Annotated in this window: 14 protein-coding genes; 12 read left to right on the plus strand and 2 right to left on the minus strand. The window is 47.7% G+C overall.

Annotated features, from left to right (window positions below; all coding sequences use genetic code 11):
- Window positions 1-79 precede the first annotated feature (79 nt).
- Window positions 80-5,494: a LysM peptidoglycan-binding domain-containing protein gene (locus ABCW47_RS12445; RefSeq protein WP_343210262.1), complete on the plus strand. Its 5,415-nt coding sequence runs from the start codon at window positions 80-82 to the stop codon at window positions 5,492-5,494.
- Between the two features lie 110 nt (window positions 5,495-5,604).
- Here ABCW47_RS12445 and ABCW47_RS12450 read toward each other — a convergent pair whose 3' ends face one another.
- Window positions 5,605-6,825 (minus strand): dicarboxylate/amino acid:cation symporter, encoded by a 1,221-nt coding sequence (locus ABCW47_RS12450; protein ID WP_343210263.1) that lies wholly within the window; start codon window positions 6,823-6,825, stop codon window positions 5,605-5,607.
- Window positions 6,826-7,015: 190 nt separating this feature from the next.
- On the opposite strand from ABCW47_RS12450, the gene ABCW47_RS12455 reads away from it, so the two are divergent.
- The 4 genes from ABCW47_RS12455 (at window position 7,016) to ABCW47_RS12470 (ending at window position 12,572) form a co-directional block, all read left to right on the plus strand.
- Window positions 7,016-7,174, plus strand: a complete 159-nt coding sequence (locus tag ABCW47_RS12455) for a hypothetical protein (protein WP_343210264.1) — start codon at window positions 7,016-7,018, stop codon at window positions 7,172-7,174.
- Window positions 7,175-7,198: 24 nt separating this feature from the next.
- Window positions 7,199-8,581, plus strand: a complete 1,383-nt coding sequence (locus ABCW47_RS12460; protein WP_343210265.1) for a sensor histidine kinase — start codon at window positions 7,199-7,201, stop codon at window positions 8,579-8,581.
- The gene (locus ABCW47_RS12465; RefSeq protein WP_343210266.1) at window positions 8,578-9,258 is read left to right on the plus strand and encodes a response regulator transcription factor; all 681 of its coding nucleotides are present in this window, start codon (window positions 8,578-8,580) and stop codon (window positions 9,256-9,258) included. The genes ABCW47_RS12460 and ABCW47_RS12465 overlap by 4 nt, the downstream gene beginning before the upstream one ends.
- A gap of 197 nt (window positions 9,259-9,455) precedes the next feature.
- A complete protein-coding gene (locus tag ABCW47_RS12470; protein ID WP_343210267.1) occupies window positions 9,456-12,572 on the plus strand; it encodes an InlB B-repeat-containing protein in 3,117 nt (1,038 codons plus the stop codon).
- 118 nt (window positions 12,573-12,690) lie between these two features.
- Here the strand turns inward: ABCW47_RS12470 and trhA are convergent, their stop codons facing one another.
- Entirely contained in the window at window positions 12,691-13,347 is a 657-nt protein-coding gene (gene trhA / locus ABCW47_RS12475) for a PAQR family membrane homeostasis protein TrhA (RefSeq protein WP_343210268.1), read from the minus strand.
- A gap of 280 nt (window positions 13,348-13,627) precedes the next feature.
- Here trhA and ABCW47_RS12480 point away from each other — a divergent pair, with 280 nt between their 5' ends.
- From ABCW47_RS12480 to rpsR, 7 genes are all read left to right on the plus strand, one after another.
- The gene (locus ABCW47_RS12480) at window positions 13,628-15,022 is read left to right on the plus strand and encodes a hypothetical protein (RefSeq protein WP_343210269.1); all 1,395 of its coding nucleotides are present in this window, start codon (window positions 13,628-13,630) and stop codon (window positions 15,020-15,022) included.
- A gap of 164 nt (window positions 15,023-15,186) precedes the next feature.
- Entirely contained in the window at window positions 15,187-16,011 is an 825-nt protein-coding gene (locus tag ABCW47_RS12485) for a peptidoglycan DD-metalloendopeptidase family protein (protein WP_343210270.1), read from the plus strand.
- 457 nt (window positions 16,012-16,468) lie between these two features.
- Window positions 16,469-17,200 carry an NAD-dependent protein deacylase gene (locus ABCW47_RS12490; protein WP_343210271.1) on the plus strand — a complete coding sequence of 244 codons (732 nt, stop codon included), beginning with the start codon at window positions 16,469-16,471 and terminating at the stop codon, window positions 17,198-17,200.
- Between the two features lie 166 nt (window positions 17,201-17,366).
- Complete coding sequence (locus ABCW47_RS12495; protein WP_343210272.1) at window positions 17,367-17,555, plus strand: DUF951 domain-containing protein; 189 nt, start codon at window positions 17,367-17,369, stop codon at window positions 17,553-17,555.
- Window positions 17,556-17,962: 407 nt separating this feature from the next.
- Window positions 17,963-18,250: a 30S ribosomal protein S6 gene (gene rpsF, locus ABCW47_RS12500; protein ID WP_343210273.1), complete on the plus strand. Its 288-nt coding sequence runs from the start codon at window positions 17,963-17,965 to the stop codon at window positions 18,248-18,250.
- Between the two features lie 20 nt (window positions 18,251-18,270).
- On the plus strand, window positions 18,271-18,720 hold the full coding sequence (locus ABCW47_RS12505; protein ID WP_343210274.1) for a single-stranded DNA-binding protein: 450 nt from the start codon (window positions 18,271-18,273) through the stop codon (window positions 18,718-18,720).
- 26 nt (window positions 18,721-18,746) lie between these two features.
- Window positions 18,747-19,025: a 30S ribosomal protein S18 gene (rpsR, locus tag ABCW47_RS12510; RefSeq protein WP_343210275.1), complete on the plus strand. Its 279-nt coding sequence runs from the start codon at window positions 18,747-18,749 to the stop codon at window positions 19,023-19,025.
- The last annotated feature ends 41 nt before the right edge of the window (window positions 19,026-19,066 follow it).

Here is a 19,066-nt window from a genome sequence, read left to right on the forward strand (position 1 = left end):
TCAAGCGTAACCCGGCTTTGTTTTCTATAATGAAGATAGATGAAACCGCATGTTGGATACCGGACGGGAGGAGATTTTTATGAAAAAATGGAAGAGAATCACGGCATGGATCATGGTAGTGCTGATGGTGCTGCAAATCTGTCCGCCTGCAGAGGCGGCGGCCGAAGAAGCGGCTCCGGAAGCAGCAGAACAACAAGATCAGCAGGATAATACACAGCCGCACGTTATACTGGGCTTTGACGCAGACGACGGGATCAATCCGCTTTTTTCCTATGAAGTAAAATGGGGTACCCCCCTGGAAGAACTTCCGCTGCCTTCCGAACTTACAGGAAGGACGGATCAGGGGGAGATTGCTGTGCCGGTCACCTGGAAGTGTATGGACGATGGATTTGGAGGCAGTGTCTATGACGCGCAGCCGGAAAATGACAGTGCGGTCTATACCTTCGAACCGGTGCTTGAGGCCGGCTGGCAATATCAGGGTATACTTCCCTATGTAACTGTTTCCTTTACCGGCGGTTCGGATGTGAACCCGGGTGTCCGGGGTACAGAACAGTATGAGGCGAAGCTGAACGAAACATACTATTCCACCTTAGTGGAAGCATTTGACGCGGCAGAGCAGATTACCGATGGCTCGGAAATTGTGATTGAAGTTCTGCGGGATATTTCTCTGGAGTCATATATTAGTTTTTATATTGACAACCGGGGAGATCCCATTACCTATAATATACGGCTGAAAAGTACGGAGGGGAGCCGGTTTCAGATTACGGCGGCCAAGACCATGCAGGGAATTCTGCAGTTTTATGTAAATGCGGGAGCAGTTATCCATGCTAAAATTGAAAATCTGGTGCTGGACGGAGGGGCAGTGTGGAACGAGAATAATCCCCTAGAGAGTACCGGGATTAAGAATACTGGTCCGATTCTTAATGTGGGATATGGAAGTGAGGTAGTACTTGATAATGTAGTTATACAGAATAATGTAAATACAAAAAATCTGGGTACTCTGGATGCCGGGGGAATTCAGGTAGCCACCATATCAGGGCTGACTTTGTGCGGGGATACACAGATCCGGCATAATTATAGTCCGTCTGTGGGAGGAATCAATTATAGCAATGGCAGCTATGCTTCTACAACATCTTATTCCGGGCTTTATGTAGATGGAAATATAAGGGTGACGGATAATTATTCGGAGGATGGGCCTGCTAATCTGGCTCTGAATGGTCGGGACCAGGCTTCCTACGTGCAGATCCGGAATAGCTTCAGCGGTAATATCGGAATTTGCTGGACTGGGGCTCCCTCTGCTTCCGCGGGCAGTGCCAAAATCTTGGCAAAGAGAGAAGACAATGCACCTCTGACGGATGAAGTGATACAGGGATTCAGCCTGGATAATCCAGCCTTCCTGACCCAGGACGGCAGAAAAATGGTGTTGGCTTTGAATGGACAGGGCAATCTTGTGTTAAAACAGCAGATCCAAGGGACAATTTCCATGGAGCCGGGACCATTTGCCTATGGGGAGGACTGGAGCGCACCGGTAAAGACGGTAGAACCTTCTATGAATTACTATACTAAGATTTACTATGCGGGACGGAACGCGACTATTTATGAGCAGAGCACGGTGAAGCCGGTCAACGCCGGTGAGTATAAAGCAATGCTTCAGTTTACCACAGATGCTTTCAGCTGGGAGGAAGAAAGCATTGTAGAAATTGATTTTGAAATATTACCCCGGACGGCAGAACTGGTCTGGGGCAATGCGGAGTCCAGGGTCTACGACGGCAGGCCTTCTGCGGTTACGGCTGATGTGGCTTCGGATTCTCTGCTGGGCAGTGACCGGTGCGGCGTATCTGTGTCCGGCGGAACTGAGACGGCAGCAGGGACTCATACGGCCAGAGCAGTATCCCTTGACAATTCTAACTATAAGCTTCCGGATCAGACAGAGATCACTTATACCATACAAAAGGCACCGGCTGTATTTACAATTTCTGATCAGGATCAGGTCTATACCGGGACTGCCAAGACGGTCCGGGCAGAGGGCACTGCGGAAGATCAAACTCTGACGCTGAACACAGGAAGCGATTTTGAGGTAGTCTATGAAAAAGATAATCAGCGGACTGCATCGCCTGTGGAAGCAGGAACTTACAAGGTGATCATAAAACTTCTGAATCAGAATTTCCGCTTTGATACGGATATTACCGGAGAAATCAGAGAAAAAGAAGCAGGAATGTTCACAATAGTCTACGCGGATGTGCCGGAGAACGCCGCAGAATGTGCGCAGCCGGAACAGAACGGCTGGTACAGCGATCATATTGAAGTAACTGCCCAGGAGGGGTGGTCGGTAAGCAAGACAATCGGAGGTGTTTTTGGAGAGACAGTGAGATTTGGTCCCGATGAGTGTGAACAGGGGAGCAGCCGGGAAATTACGATCTATATGAAGAATACGGAGACAGGAAGCATCTCACCCTATATTATTGTTTATCAGATGGATTCTGTGGCCCCGGAGATTATGTCGGTAAATTACCGGGAGACCAATACTGGTTTTCTTGCCAGGATAGTCAATACACTTTCCGGGGGACTGTTCTTTCACAGGGCAATCGAAGTCACGGTACAGGTGGAGGATTCGTCCTCCGGACCTGATTATATCAGCTGGAAACTGTCTAAGGGGGAACAGTCCTCCCGCGCTTCGGCAGAGTCTGGAACCGCGGTATTTGAACTTCCGCTTGGGACGGAGGATACTTTGGAAATAACGGCTGTGGATAAGGCGGGAAATAGTTCCCTGCCGGAGCGCACAGGCTCAATCCTTCTGGAGGAAACCAGACCGGTAATAAGCTGGACCGGAAATATGGCCATGGCAGAACCAGAGAATTGGTTACAGGGGGAGCGTATTCGTATTCAGGCAGCCGACCCTGCAGGCCATGAACAGTCCGCATCCGGGCTGGCACGGGTGACGGTTGATACGAAACGCTTTAACGGGACAGACTATATCAGAGATGAAGAGCTGAGCAGAAGCTATACACCTGGCAGTGAACAGGCTTACAACAGTTATGATGAAACAATTGAATTTTTGAAAAGCGGTAAATATCTCATAACCGTTCAGGCAAAAGACCGGGCCGGAAATGTGACGGAGGAAAGCAGGTATATCAACATTGATACGGATGTCCCGGAGATTATACCGGTACTGTACAGAAGCGGCTCTATATTAGACGCCACTTCCTACTATAATAAAAGAGAGATAGAATTCAACGTGAAGCTGCCCGCAGGGCAGAAGGAAGATCCGGCGGTACAGAGCCCGCTGGAAATTCGCTGTCGGATACGGACAGAAAGCGGAGATACACTGCTTACTCCGGAGAATGGCCGGATAACCGTTATAATTTCAGGAGACTCCGTTCAGCTGGAATTACTGACTGTGGACCAGGCAGGAAATGTGTTACGTACGCCTGCTGTTTATAACTTGGTTTATGACGATACGGCGCCTGCTATACAAGCGGTGGCGCCGGGCAATGGCAGCGAAGGCAATTCCGTATTTCCTGCGGTTTCGATCCGGTACTCGGAGCCTGTTCAAAAAGGAGATGGATATTTCAGCCTGTACCGGTCGGCAACCGGCGAGAGAATCTGCAGACTTCACAGCAGCAATAATCTGGTATATGTAAGCGGCAGTGAGGTGAATATCCGGCTTTCCGGACTGTTGGATGAACATGCAGACTATTATGTTGAAGTTGATGAGGGATTTGTAACCGACCGGGCCGGGACAGCGGGAAAGCCGTTCGGAGGCAGGTCAGAATGGCATTTTAAAACAACAGGACAGTCTGTCGCGTCAGATGAGGATATCGTTATATTTGGATATCAGGCACAATTGACGTTAAAAGAAGATCAGGAGTCCGAAAGCATCCAGGAGTGCAGTGCAATGGCAGACCAGGAACAGCCGGGCGCCTATGTCCTTAATGTAATAACAAGCTATGATAATAAAGCTTATGTACGGCTCTGCCCTGATTTCAGCAGCCTGCCCCAGCAGATGAGGGCAGAATGTTCAGACACAGCCGTGAAGATACAGACCAACGACACAGATAAATGCTTGGAGATAACGCTGGATCTGAATGGACGTACAGAAGAAACGGTTGTCTTTGACTTAACGTTTACGCTTGGAAGTGCAAATACCAATAAACTGAAGATTATCGTACTGAATTCTGCCTACAGCGGGCGGGTGGTGGATGAGACGGGAATATCAGCCGATGCTGATGAGGCCGCAATTTTAAATGCCATAGATTTATCGGAGGAGCAGAAGCTGGACCAGGACCCTAATATTTCAGTGGATGTGAAAGCGCTGCTTAAAATCCGGGAAGTCGAAAAGGAGGATGAAAAGATACCAGAGAGCCAGGAATTCAACAAGCTGGTGAAATCACAATACTTTGATAAACTGGACCTGGATATCAGCCTGGAAAAACAGGTGACCCGCACGATCGGAGAAGAAGAACAGCCCACGCAGACATCCCAGATCTCCAATACGCAGAACCCAATCCGGATCGGATTTCTAATTCCTGAGGAATTCCGCAATGCAGAGGATATCCTGGTGATACGGAGCCATAATGGAGAATTATCTCAGCTTCCCGTGACGCTGAATGAGGACGGTACAAAGGGCGAGTTTTTAACAGACTGTTTCTCCGGGTATGCCCTGGTAGCAAAGAAAACGCCTGTAACCGGTGTGATCATCGGAAATGCAAAGGAATTGCTTGCGAAGATAACGGCGGGGCCGGAGACAAAAACTCTGTATGCAGCCGGAAAGAAGGAACTCCGTCCATACGTGGAGAACACGGATTTCAAGATTAAAATGGAACTGCCCGAACGCTTGGTTCCGGTAACGAAATTCAGCAAGAATGGAGGAAAAGACGGCAGAACAGAAGCAATTATTACCTACCGCTCCAACCGGCCGGACGTGGCAAAAGTGAATAAAAGTGGAAAAGTATCTGCGGTGAAGCCAGGGACAGCGGTGATTACAGTGACGATAGAGACGAAGGATAAAAGCGTCCGGACGATTCCGGTCACCGTGACGGTGAAACAACCATCTGTCAGGCTGGCGGCTGGGGCGGCCAGTATGAAGCAGGGCAAGAATTACCGTTATACAATTCTTGCGGAGGGCTATAAAACCGAGTCCCTCACCTGGAAGACAGTTAAGAAGCAGGTTGCCGTGACGGGCAGAAATACAGGAAAACTGACTGCCGTAATAAAAGCGGTAACACCTGGAAAGGATAAGCTGGAAATCCGTGCGGGAGACATTCCTGTATTCACCTGTGCTATCGTGGTAAAGAAAAAGATCTCGGGAGAACTGGAGGAAGTTATTCCGGAGGAGAAAGAAATCCTCTATACGGTGAAGAAAGGAGATTATCTGATTAAACTTGCGAAGAAATATCAGACTACGCCAGGAGAAATTGCAGAACGAAATGGACTTCAAAATCTAAATCTGATCTATCCAGGCGATAAACTATATATAACGGACAACAGGAAATAAGAAGCAAGCATGAGGCTCAATTTACGAGCTGGATGCGGGAATATTTTAACATAACAAAAAGGGAACTGCAGCGATTTGCAGTTCCCTTTGAACATTTGTCCCATCATGCTTTAATCCAGATCCAGCGTTTCATTCAGAACCGCGCAGCAGGCCAGATCGCCCATTACATTAGCACAGGTAGCACCCATATCACACAGCGTATTGATGCTGATATAAACACCCATAACTCCCGCGGGCAGTCCCGCAATGGAGGAAAGAGCCGCAAAGGAGGCAATAGCACCTCCGGGAATACCTGGTGTTCCGATGGAGAGCAGCACATTAGACAGTAAAATTACGATCATCATGGAAATGCTCACATGGACACCGCAGGCATTGGCAAAGAACATGATCATAAAGGACATCAATATGGATACCGCGTCCATGTTGATAGTAGCCCCCAGCGGCAGCACAAGGCTGGTGATCTTGTTGGATACCCCCAAGCCGTCCTCCGCACATTTCTTGCTGATCGGTATGGTTGCGGAACTGGAACAGGTACCGAAGGCGTTCAGCGCAGCAGGCATAATCGCTTTGAAGAAATGTCCCACCTTCATTTTGCCTATTAATTTAGCCGCACCGCCGTATACAATCAGAGAATGTCCGAAGAACGCCAGATAGCAGGCGATCAATACCACGGAGAGCGAAAGTATCGTAGAGATTCCATTGGAATGAACAACTGGTACGATTGTACAAAAAACGCCGAACGGAGTAAATTTCATAACAACCGTAACGATCTTCATACAAATCTCATTCAGACTGTCGATGACATTTAAAACTGCTTTTCCCTTCTCGCCCACAGCCAGAACAGCAAAACCGAAAATGACAGCGAATACCAGTACCTGCAGCATGTTGCCCTGGGTAAAGGAAGCCACAGGATTGGAAGGTATCAGGCTTTTTAATGTGTCCAGCAGACTGGTAAACTTGGTCGCCTCCACATCCGCAGCGGCCATCTCGATCTGTACCCCTTTTCCCAGACCGATCAGTCTTGGAATGACAAGGCCGAGAATACTTGCCATAGCCGTAGTGACTACGAAATAGAGTATGGCCTGTCCGCCGATCTTGCCCGTTGTTTTCATATTGCCGATACTGGCGATACCCACTACAATTGAGCAAAATACCATAGGAAAGATCATCATCTGAAGTGCGCTCATGTAGATACCGCCTACCAGATCGGTGACTACCAGGACTTTTTCGAACCGGCCGGCCACAAAAAGACCCACCACGATACCCAGCAGCAGGCCGATAAAGATCGCAGTGGTAGTGTGAGTTTTGTACCATTGTACTATTTTTTTCATTTGTATAAACCCCGTCCCCTTTAAGATATTTCTAATATACCATATATAATAAAACTGTAAAAGGAGAATGACAAGTGGAGAAGCAAAAATGCTGGTATGAACTTAGCGCCGGTGTACCATACGTTAACGTTCTTGCTTATATGCGGCGACCCGCATATAATGAAAGAAAAGTACAGGACAGGAAGAGGCGATGGAACACATGACAATGGGGAAGACAGCGGAAAAGCGGGTATGTTTGGAACGTTTGTACAGAAGCTTTGCCAGGATGGACGTATCGGGGGTACGTTCCGCCCGGCGCGCGGCCGGCTCACTCTTTCTGCCGAAAAATGTCCGGCTGACCGGCGAATGAAGGAGAATTGAAGGTAGAAGAGATATGAGAAAAACAGACATATTGATGTGGATGGAATGGCTCTGGTGTGTCCTGCAGTTCGTGGGACCGATGTTCCTGCGTTACTACCCCTTCCGTAAAAAGTTAAAAATTCCTCTGTGGGGCTTGATAATAATTATCGCCGCGGTCTGGGGCGGAATCGCTTTGAGCCTGGTACTTTTCGGCTATTCCCGGGATTCCTCGATGAATATTTATTGCAGCGCGGCTATCCTGATCTTTTTCCCGCTTTCCTGCGTCATAATCAAAGAGCGGTTTGTCAAGCACTTCTTTGTCTATCTGATGTCGTACAATCTTATGACGGTGAGTATCGGCATTTCTCAATTTGTCATGGAGCGGCTGGGCGGCGGTCTGCTGACGGCGAATATTGCCACACTGGTGTTTTACCTGGCGGCATATCCCTTTATTTTTCGCTTTATGCGCCGGGAGCTGGAGCCGGTGATGGACGTGAATGATCAGAAAATCTGGAAAATCGCCTGGGTGCCCATGGCGCTCTTTTATCTGGTGATCGCGGTAGCAACGCCTGGGATGTTAAATGCCCGGCAGGTGAGCTATGTCCTGACCCGTACACTGCTGGGACTTTTATGCGCTGCCTTCTGCATTATTCTTGTGATTTGCCTGCGCTATGCCCGCGAGCAGGCAGTTAAGGAAGAAGCGCTGACCAGCGCACGGAGTCTGGCAGATATGAAGGAAGCTTTTTTACATAACCTCTCCCATGAACTGCAGATGCCTATTACGGTGGTGTCAGGATTCGCACAGCTTACCGGGCGTATGATGGACGACGAGATAGTTGACCGGGCTGTTGTACGGGATAATATGCGGCGGGTGGACAGTGAAGCGGGACGGATGGAACGGCTGGTAGTGCAGCTGCTGGATGCTGCAGCTATTGAGAATGGCAGTTTTGTACTGGACCGGCGGGCGGTGGATATCGCGGAGCTGTTAGATACTGTAGCCAGTGTTCATTTTCCGCTGATGGACAACAATGGCAATACCGTGACGATAGACGTGCCGGACAGTCTGCCTGCCCTGTACGGCGACCGGGAGCGGCTGCTGCAGGTACTGCTCAATCTGGTTTCCAATGCCGTCAGGCACACCAAGAACGGCAGCATTATTCTGACGGCGGGGAAAGAGGAAAATATAGTGGCGGTGACGGTGCGGGATTCCGGCGAGGGTATCGCCCCCGAACTGCTTGTCAACCTGTTTGAACGGTATCCTGAAAACCGGTCGGCGGGAGGAAATGGGCTGGGTCTGTATATCTGCGCGCAGATTGTCCGGGCCCATGGCGGTCAGATTACAGTGGAAAGCAGAGTCGGAGACGGGACCTCTGTGCGGTTTACTGTCCCGGTGATGACAGACGAGGTGAGAGGATGAATGGAAAGGTAGTGCTGATGGTGGAGGACAATGAGCATGTGCTGGCTCTTAACCGCTCGGTACTGGAAAGGGAGGGCTGCAAGGTACTGCCGGCGGCGAGCCTGGCAGATACGCGGCAGGTGCTTGCAGAGCGTCCGGTCATTGATATTGTAGTTCTGGATATCCTGCTTCCGGACGGAAACGGTCTGGACTTTATCCCGGAACTTCGGGAGAAAACGGCGGCGCCGGTACTCATGCTTACCAGCAAACGGAATTATGCGGATATGGTGCGTGGATTGACTGGCGGGGCGGACGATTATATGACGAAACCCTATCGGGTGGAAGAATTGCTGGCACGAATGGCGGCACTGCTGCACCGGCAGGAAGCGGCGCGGGGAAAGAGCGAGCTGACGCGGGGCCTGCTGACATTGGACCTGGTGGCCCAGCGGGCATTTCTTCACGGAGAAGATATACTTTTGCAGCCTCGGGAGTATGCCGCGCTTTTCTATTTAATCCAACATGAAGGTGAGGGAATTTCGGCGGAACAGCTTTATGAAAAGGTGTGGAGACTGCCTGCCAATGGCAGCGTAAGCGCCGCGAAAACAACAGTATCCCGGCTGCGTAGGAAGCTGGCTGGCAGCGGCTATACCATTACATCGGGATGGGGATCGGGGTACTGCTTCGAACGGAAACAATAAAAAGGTTACAATTTGGCAACCTTGTCGCTTTTTCTGAAGGATATTGTATAATATAGATGGGGGTTAAAAGGCCCCGTAAAACAGAAAGCTATATCTATGGCTTTCTGTTTTTGTTTTGTTGTCAAAGGGATAGGGAAACGCCGTATAGACGGATTATGATAAATACAGGGCGGCCCGATCGAAAGGAGGAATATTAAATGAAGAGATGGAAAAGGATCAACCGGCTGCTTGCGGTGAGCTTGTGTCTTCTGTTTGCTATACTGCAGCCTTTGGAAGCGGCTGCAGCTACGGTGGTGAAACAAGACGGCAGGCATACCGATAGTACGGCCGAAAGCCGTTATGCGGCACTGGATACCGGTCACAGGACGATTTTCGGTGTGAACCTGGATGCCATAGGTTTTGCCGGGGAAGAATGGTGGGTAATCGGACAAAACGGTACAGGCATTCATTCACAGAGTGAAACAATGACTCTGCTTTCCAAGGAAATCTTGTTTAATAGTGAATTTGACACCGACGCCAACCGAAGCGATACGGCGAATAATCAATACGGCGGCAGCCTGCTGCAGAAAAGAATGAAAGAGTTCTACAATGGCGGCAGTTCGCCTATCCTGCCTCAGGAACGGAGGCTGATCCTGTCCCGGGAATTAGACGGTGTACGATTAGATAACGGCACAGACGGTACACTGGTTGGTGATCATTTTGTCTGGCCTTTGTCTTCGGATGAAGCAGGTTCGCTGTCCGGGAATATCTCTGGGACAGCTCCATGGAGGCTCCGTTCGCCTTTCGGCTCCGCTGATGCCGAAGCCGATATAGTCAATTTCAAGAATGGTCCTTTCCGGTATCTGGATTTGCTTATAGGGTGCAGACCTGCTTTAACGCTAAACCTGGATTCTGTATTTTTTATGACTGATGCCATAGATGGAAAACCGAATGTGGGGAGCGGCCTGCATCCATTCAGTACACCGTCGGGAACCATAAAATTTACGATGAAGGACGATGCGAACTTGTCCCTTAATGTGGTGTCTAACGATCCTGTAACCGTGCTGGTGGGCGATAAAGTGGATATTGCGTATACCGGAGCAGCTACTGGTCCAGGCCGCTGCGTGTCGGTAATGGTTGTGGACAGAGCGACAGATGAACCGATGTACTATGGCCGCATGGTTGACTGTGCTGCTGGTAACGCAGACGGTACCGTACACTTTCAAATTCCTTCCAGCTTTGCAGCGGGAGAATACAAGCTGCTGTTGTTTAATGAGCAGGTTGATGGTGATAACTATACCGATTTTGCCAGCACCCCGATAGAGATTGATTTGACGGTTAATGCCCGGCCCGGCAGCCCGCTGAAAAATATTACGGTGAATGATTCGGTGATAGGATATGGCGGATATGAGTGGTGGGTTATTGGACACGATGGACACGATGGAGACGGGGTGAATTCCCAAAGTGGTACGATGACCCTGCTTTCCAAAGACAACTTGTTTATCACAGAATTTGACACCGGCGCCAACCGGGGTGGCACAGCGAACAATCAATACAGCGGCAGCCTGCTGCAGCAAAAAATGGAAGAGTTCTACGATGGCGGCGGCTCGCCTCTCCTATCCCAGGAACGAGATCTGATCCTGCCTTGGGAATTGGATTTCGTGCGGCTGGCTGGCGGTACAGAGGGCATACTGATCGGTGATCATTTTGTTTGGCCGCTGTCCGCAGCAGAGGCTTCCGTTCTGCCGGAGAATACAATTCGTCAGAACGATTCTATATGGTGGCTCCGCGTACCGTTTCCGGCCAATGATTTTATGGCAGGCGCGGTAGATGGCACAGGATACATCGGTACCAGCGACGTGACTAAGCCAAGGGGAGGCCGCCCTGCATTAACGTTAAGTATGGATTCTGTGCTCTTTACCTCTGCCGCAACAGGGGGAAAGGCTAGTGTGGGAAGTGGCCTGCAGACGTACAGTATACCTGTGGGGGCTATCAAACTCACAGTTAGGGACGACACAAACCTATCGGTGGACGTGTCAACTGCCGGACCTGTCAGAGCTGAGATAGGAGGCATGGCAAGCTTCGTCTATGATCGGGCACAGACTGGTCCAGGCCATAGTGTCTCGGTATTGATAGCGGATAAGACCACGGGTGATCTCCTCTACTACGGCAGACCAGGAGACTGTGAAACCAGCGGCAGAGGCACTGCCAGCTTCAGGCTGCCAGATAACCTGGCGGAAGGTGAATACAAGCTGCTTGTCTTCAATGAACAGGTGAACGGCGACAATGTTACCGATTTTGCCAGCACTCCGGTGGAGCTCGTATTGCAGGTGGAGAAAAAATCGGCTTATCCTATCATGCCTGTTGTCTACCCGCTTACCATTCAGGCAGGAACGGGTGGCCGGATTGTACAGGGAACCAGTGGAAACTATGCGCCGGGGGCGGCTATTTCTATAGAAGCAATGGCCGATCCGGACTATGTTTTTGAGGGCTGGACGAGTACCGGAGGCGGAAGTTTCGCAAGTGCAGAAAGTCCGGGTACTACTTTTACAATGTCTGCAAATACTGTTACTATAACTGCTAATTTCCGCTATACCGGTGACGGTTCGGATTCATCCTATACATGGAAGACCCTCGAGGATGCATCCGGCGTGCGGGTAAGCGGCAGCTTTACGGAGGATGCAAAGCTTAAGGTGAAGGAGCAGCAGCTCCATCCGGAGGATACCTGTACGGTATGCGACGATATCCGTGAACGGCAGAACAGAGGAGAGCTGCTTGTGCTTTATGATATTTCGCTGGCTTCCGGACGCTACAGAGGCGATTTGGAAGTAGAGATCCCGGTGGGCAAAAAGTACAATGGCCAGACCGTGATTTTCCTGCATTGTAAAGAGAAAGTGCTTGAGAGCCGGAAGGCCACGGTGAAAAAAGGAATTGTTAAGGGAACGTTTTCCAGCCTGTCACCCTATGCGGTAGCAGAGATGACAGAAAAGACTGTTATAGCCGGTCTGCCGGAAAGCTGCACTCTTCAACCTGGCCGGAGTATCACCTGGAAACCCACACCGCCGGGAGGAAGCTGGGACTATGATAAAGATCTGCTGAAAATGACCGAGGACGGCGGCCGCTGCACCTTCAAGGCGATTAAAAGAGGCAAGACTGACGCCGTCTATACGGTAGACGGCGTGTCCTTTACCGTAAGCATCACAATCACTTCTCCTGCGATTCCGCAGACAGGAGACGCTGGGAATATGTTGTTGTGGATGCTGCTGATGATGGTGTCCCTCCCAGGCTTTGGTGCTCTGCTGATATATAAAAAGAAATACAAAGAAATCAAATAATTGTGGTATGGGTATCTGTATTATAAGTAATTAAGATTATGATAAACGCCGCCATCTCGGAAAAGAGTATGGCGGCGTTTGCTTTAGAAACGGAATTCGGGTAAAAACAGGTGTTAGCTCACATCTTAGCCAAATATAGATACATCAGCATGAAATGGCAGAAGCTGCCGCCCATACAGAACAGATGGAATATTTCATGGGTACCAAAGTTTTTATGTCTGGAATTAAACAAGGGCATCTTAAGGGCATAAATTACGCCGCCTACCGTGTAGATGATACCTCCTGCCAGAAGCCAGCCAAAGGCGGCTTTCGGCAGTGCCCTGGTGATGGGGGCCATAGCGAAGACGCAGGCCCAGCCCAGCGCAATATAGAGCACGGAGGAAACCCATTTGGGACAATAGACAAAAAACAACTTAATTACGATTCCGATAATAGCCACCGCCCAGACAAAAGCGAGCAGGGTGTAGCCCACGGGGCCTTTCAGGGCAATCAGGCAGACTGGTGTGTAGGTACCTGTAATTAAAATAAATATCATGGAATGGTCCAGTTTTTTCAAAACACGGTTTACCTTTTCCGAACGGTCAAACGTATGATAAACGGTACTTGCTCCGTATAATAAAACCATGCTCAGCATAAAGATGCCGAGGCTGGCGGTCTTGGTGGGGTTGAAAGAAGAAGCGGCGCGGATCAGCAGCGGTATTGCCGCAAATATGGCTCCTACCATAGCGATAAAATGGGTGATCGCGCTTCCTGGATCTTTGATTCGTAATTCCATATAATATATTCCATGCCTGGATTTGTATCAGACTGAAAGAAGGATAATGCATGGCCTCCATTCTTGATTTTTATCTTTCAGCCCAAGGTTCCATGTAATAGAACCAGTAAACCGTTGATGCGGTTTTTAAAACCATGTAATATAGTATAATATATAATCACGCTGTAAAAAATGCAAGGGATTTCATAAAAACTTTAGAAAATAATTGGAAATTACTATGCGAAACCATTTTTCTTAAGTATAATAGGAAACAATATACCGATTGATAAGGAGGAAACAAATGAGTGATATTAAGATTATTCCCTGTCCGGAATTCTATCTGAATGAAGAGCCGGAAGGAAGAATCATAGAGCTTGCAGATGAGGATTACATACAGCGTGTGGATCTGCTGCAGGCGAGAATGGAAGAAAAGGGTCTGGATTATGTGTGTATCTACGGCGACCGGGAGCATTTTTCCAATATTGAATATTTTACAAAATATGACTGCAGGTTTGAGGAAGGCCTGTTTATTATGAGCAGAACCGGACAAAAATATATCCTGGTGGGCAATGAAGGGATGGCTTACAGCTTTCTGATTCCCTATGATATAGAAAGAATTCTGTATCAGAATTTCAGCCTTCAGGGTCAGCCAAGAGATAAAATTGTAACCTTAACTGAAATTTTTGAGGATGTGGGCATGACGCCGGACAGCAAAGTAGGCTTGGTAGGCTACAAATATTTTTATCCTGCTTATTATGCACATCCGGAACGCCACCATGATGTGCCTGCCTATCTGCTGGCTGAACTGATGCAGGTAACAAGCAATGTTATAAACTTTACGGAGGAAATCACTGGCCTTCCGGACGGTCTTCGTATGACGATCCGCAGCCCCAGAGAAATTGCGGTCATCGAGCAGAAGGCTGTAAAAGCAGCCAATATTGTACTTCGTATTTTAAAAAGCTTAAAGCCCGGTATGAGCGAGCTGGAGGCGTCCGTCTGCGGGAAGCTTGATTATACACCGATTAATGTTCACCCCATGCTGAATTTCGGAGACTCTATTCCGGTGGGATTAAAGAGCCCCAGCGACAGGGTCTTCCTGACGGACGGCGATCTGTGCAATGTATGCTATAGCTTCCGGGGAAGCCTGATTTCCAGGACTGGTGTGGCCGCAAGCTCCTTTGAAAAATATCCGGAGGAACTAAAGCCGGAGCTGGAAGCCTTCTATATGGAACACTGGCGGGCAATCGCCAAATGGTATGAAACAATAAAAGCCGGTGTAACGGGCGGCGAGCTTTATAAAAATGTTACTGATATTATCGGCGGCGAAAAATTCGGAATGACCTTAAATCCCGGACATAATATCGGGACAGACGAATGGTCCAATTCTCCGGTTTATGAAAATTCCGAAATACCGGTGCACAGCGGTACACATATGCAGTGCGACATTATTGCCAGCTCATCCGATCCGGTTATGTGCGCGATCTGCGAGGATACGGTGGTTATTGCGGATCAGCAGTTAAGAGATGCGCTGAAAAATGAGTATCCAGAGGTTTATGCACGAATTATAAAGAGACAGGAGATGATGCGCTCCAGCTTAAACATTCCTGTTTCCGATGACGTCCTGCTGATGAGCAACCTCAACGGGGTATATTTTCCATTTATGCTGGATTTAAATTCCATCATGGCGCAGAATTAAAAGAAGGATAGACACCGTATAGTAATTTTTGTATTTTGCCCGCCTGGATTTCGCAAAAAGCCGGAATACAGGCGGCTTTTTGGGTATTTTATTAATAAATTTGGAGAGAGTCTTTATGTATAATCATTGCTTTAGTGGAGAAAATGTTACTAGAGGTGATGAAAGTGAAAAATCAAAAAGGACTTTATCTTTCTCTGATTCTCGGATGTCTGATGCTGGTTGCTGTGGGCACAGCATTTTACAATACCCAGAAAAACAGCCTGCCTGAGAATAAATTACCAGAGGAAAACATATCAGTAGCGGATGGCTCAGATCAAATCAATGAAACAAATAACGTAAATGATTCTGCATATAATGATGCCCTTTTCAATGACGTGGAATTAGATTACGACGTGCCCAATGATCCGGTGGATTTAGCAGAAGTGCCGAAAGAAGACACAAAAGACGCGGAGCCGGAGAAAAAGGCGGAAGAAAAGAAACCGAAGGAAGAAGCAAAACCTGATAAAACTGCGGATGTCAAAGATGATAATGACATGGAAGCAGCAGGTGCCTTCGGCAATAACATCAATCTTACCTTTAACGAGGAAGAAGGTCTGGCATGGCCTGTAACAGGTAATATTTTGCTGGACTACAATATGGATAGTGTTGTCTATTTTAAAACTTTGAATCAGTATAAATGCAATCCTGCGCTGCTGATTGAAGGAAGAGTGGGCAATCCGGTCTTTGCTGCGGCAGAATCTGTCGTAACCAAAGTTGAAAATCGGGAAGAAACCGGCTTAACGGTGACAACATCTATTGGAAATGACTATGAAGTTTTATATGGTCAGCTGACTGACATTGTAGTAAAAGAAGGATCTCAGATTAAAGAGGGCGATCTGATCGGTTATATTGCCGAGCCTACTTCCTATTATACAAAGGAAGGCGGTAATCTGTGGTTCCAGGTTATGGAAGATGGTAAACCGGTCAATCCGCTGCTGCTCTTAAATTAAAAACCCAAATAATAGTCATTCCACCATACCGGAATGGCTATTATTTTGTACTTACATAGGAAAGTTCTCCAAACTTTCCTATGTAAGTACAAAACCCTCCGGGGGATCGCACTGCGGCGGAAAGGAATCGTGTTGCCAGAGCAACCCGCCGCAGGCGGAGAATCCCGCAAGCGGGATTCTTTGTGCTGGCAGACAGAATTATTATAGTAATTTATTCACAGATGTAGGGAATGCACATAGAATAAAGTATTCCCTACATACCAGAACAACTGGTATTTCATTATAGATGGCTCCTGAAAGCATGGACACTTTGTCCTCGTCAGGAGCCTTTTTACATAATGCGCATAGCAGACGTGAGATGACTTCTGCTCGACAGACGGTGAGTAACTAAGTTAAACATTGAAAACCAGTGACCTTGATAGTAAAATAAAGAAAAAAGAGAAAAGGGGCTGAAGAAATGGAGGACAAGATATCGCAGTTAAAAGCCTGGATGGAGGAAAGTGACAATATTGTATTTTTCGGCGGCGCCGGTGTGTCCACCGAGAGCGGAATTCCGGACTTTCGGAGCACAGACGGCCTCTATCATCAGAAATATTCCTATCCGCCGGAACAGATTATCAGCCATTCCTTTTATAAAAGAAATCCAGAGGAATTTTACCGGTTTTACCGGGACAAGATGATAGTACCGAACGCAAGGCCAAATCAGGCGCATCTGGCTCTGGCCAAACTGGAACGGCTGGGCAAACTGAAAGCAGTCATCACGCAGAACATTGATGGGCTGCACCAGATGGCGGGAAGCCGGGAAGTGCTGGAACTGCACGGCAGTATCCACCGGAACTTCTGCGAACGATGCCATAGATTTTACGATCTGGATTATATACTGCACACAGATGGTGTTCCCAAATGCAGCTGCGGCGGAACGATAAAACCGGACGTGGTTCTGTATGAAGAGGGCCTAAATCAGGAAACCCTGCGCCGTGCGGCAGAATATATAAGCAGCTGTGATATGCTGATCGTGGGCGGAACATCACTGGTCGTTTACCCTGCAGCAGGGCTGATCGACTATTATAACGGTCATAAGCTTGTTTTGATCAATCGCTCGGATACCGGACGTGAAAATATGGCGGACCTGGTCATACAGGAGAAGATCGGAGAAGTGATGGGAAGGGCAGTTAATAATGTAGAGTGAATAGTGAATAATGTAGAGTGAATAATGAAGAGTGAAGAATGAATAATGAAAATGAAAAATGAAGAGGGAAGAATGATTATCGGATGAAAATGAGGCTAAAGTTAGTTCTTGCCACGTTCTTCCTTTTTTATTATTCATTCTTCCTGTTACATGAGAGAGGTGTTTTATGGATATTCAGTTAGGTGATATTATTAAGTTAAAGAAACAGCACCCATGCGGCAGTTCCGAGTGGGAGGTACTGCGCGTGGGGATGGATTTTCGTCTTAAGTGTATGGGCTGCGGCCATCAGATTATGATACCGAGAAAGCAGGTAGAAAAGAATATCAGGGGAATCAGGAAGGGCGATGAAGAGTGAAAAATGAAGAATGAAGATTGAGTAATGCGAATATTCTTTTCTTTGCTTCGCTGGATTAGGGTGTCAAAAGCACCTTTGGTGCTATACTCTATATCATATATGGATAGGCAAACAAGCTTGCCTATCCATATATGATATAGAGCCAGTGCAGAGCACTGTTTTGACGCCCGATCCTGTTTCATTGCTTTTTCCTTCTTCCCTATTCGTTTTTCCTTTTTACGTTCTTAATTATTCATTATTCATTCTTCATTTTTCCTTCTTCCTTCTTCTCTTAACTTCTCCTTGCAAATTGGAAAATGCTGTGGTATTATTTTTAATTGTGATACATTGAACAATTCCTTGCTCTTATGACGGCTGAATTTGCCGAAGATGAAGGGCCAGAGACCAAAAGGAGGTGCAAGACAACTATGAATCGTTATGAATTAGCTTTAGTTGTGAATGCAAAAATTGATGATGAAGTAAGACTTGCCACAGTAGAAAAAACGAAAGAGTATATCACCAGATTTGGCGGTACGATCGTTGATGTGGAAGAGTGGGGCAAGAAGAGATTGGCTTACGAGATTCAGAAGATGCAGGAAGGATTCTATTACTTTATTCACTTTGACGCAGAACCAACATGCCCAGGTGAATTAGAGCAGAGAATTCGTATCTTGGATAACGTCATCAGATATTTGTGCGTGAAACAAGAGGCGTAGAGTAAGGAGGGAATTCCTCTATGAATAAAGTTGTATTAATGGGTCGTTTGACCAGAGATCCCGAGATTCGTTATTCTCAGGGTGAGAATTCACTTGCAATTGCCAGATATACACTGGCTGTGGACCGCAGGTTTAAGCGTTCCGGTGAACAGGATGCTGATTTTATCCAATGTGTTGTGTTTGGTAAGTCTGCAGAATTTGCAGAGTCTTATTTTAAACAGGGCATGCGTGTTACGATCTGCGGCAGAATCCAGACCGGATCTTATACTAACCGGGAAGGCCAGAAAGTGTATACGACGGAAGTTGTAGTGGAAGAGCAGGAGTTTGCGGAGAGCAAGAATGCATCTGCGAATGCCGGCGGCTACAATAATAATAATTATCAGACCCAGAAACCGGAGCCCAGTCAGGCTGTCGGTGATGGATTTATGAATATTCCGGATGGAATAGACGAAGAATTGCCGTTTAATTAGACGGCAGCAGATAGGAGGTCATAACAATGCCATATAATAAGAGTGACAGAGGCGACAGATCCGATTCTCCGATGAGAAGAAGAGGCATGGGCCGCAGAAGAAAAAAAGTTTGTGTTTTCTGTGCAGATAAGAATCATACAGGAATCGATTATAAAGATGTTGCTAAACTGAAAAGATACGTTTCCGAGAGAGGTAAAATCCTTCCGAGAAGAATCACAGGAACTTGCGCAAAGCATCAGAGAGCTTTAACAGTAGCCATCAAGAGAGCAAGACACGTTGCATTGATGCCGTATACTGCTGAATAAGAAAGAGTGATATGAGGGCAGTATGACCGGACAGGTCATAC

The organism is Anaerolentibacter hominis (assembly GCF_032380675.1).
GTDB lineage: Bacteria > Bacillota > Clostridia > Lachnospirales > Lachnospiraceae > Anaerolentibacter > Anaerolentibacter hominis.

Bases quoted from the DNA above. Each gene is read 5' to 3' on its own strand.
- ABCW47_RS12490 (WP_343210271.1), top strand. From the start codon at position 16,469: ATGGAGGACAAGATATCGCAGTTAAAAGCCTGGATGGAGGAAAGTGAC.
- ABCW47_RS12480 (WP_343210269.1), top strand. From the start codon at position 13,628: ATGAGTGATATTAAGATTATTCCCTGTCCGGAATTCTATCTGAATGAA.
- ABCW47_RS12455 (WP_343210264.1), top strand. From the start codon at position 7,016: ATGGAACACATGACAATGGGGAAGACAGCGGAAAAGCGGGTATGTTTG.
- ABCW47_RS12465 (WP_343210266.1), top strand. From the start codon at position 8,578: ATGAATGGAAAGGTAGTGCTGATGGTGGAGGACAATGAGCATGTGCTG.
- ABCW47_RS12450 (WP_343210263.1), bottom strand. From the start codon at position 6,825: ATGAAAAAAATAGTACAATGGTACAAAACTCACACTACCACTGCGATC.
- ABCW47_RS12460 (WP_343210265.1), top strand. From the start codon at position 7,199: ATGAGAAAAACAGACATATTGATGTGGATGGAATGGCTCTGGTGTGTC.
- ABCW47_RS12470 (WP_343210267.1), top strand. From the start codon at position 9,456: ATGAAGAGATGGAAAAGGATCAACCGGCTGCTTGCGGTGAGCTTGTGT.
- ABCW47_RS12505 (WP_343210274.1), top strand. From the start codon at position 18,271: ATGAATAAAGTTGTATTAATGGGTCGTTTGACCAGAGATCCCGAGATT.
- ABCW47_RS12445 (WP_343210262.1), top strand. From the start codon at position 80: ATGAAAAAATGGAAGAGAATCACGGCATGGATCATGGTAGTGCTGATG.
- rpsR (WP_343210275.1), top strand. From the start codon at position 18,747: ATGCCATATAATAAGAGTGACAGAGGCGACAGATCCGATTCTCCGATG.
- ABCW47_RS12495 (WP_343210272.1), top strand. From the start codon at position 17,367: ATGGATATTCAGTTAGGTGATATTATTAAGTTAAAGAAACAGCACCCA.
- trhA (WP_343210268.1), bottom strand. From the start codon at position 13,347: ATGGAATTACGAATCAAAGATCCAGGAAGCGCGATCACCCATTTTATC.
- rpsF (WP_343210273.1), top strand. From the start codon at position 17,963: ATGAATCGTTATGAATTAGCTTTAGTTGTGAATGCAAAAATTGATGAT.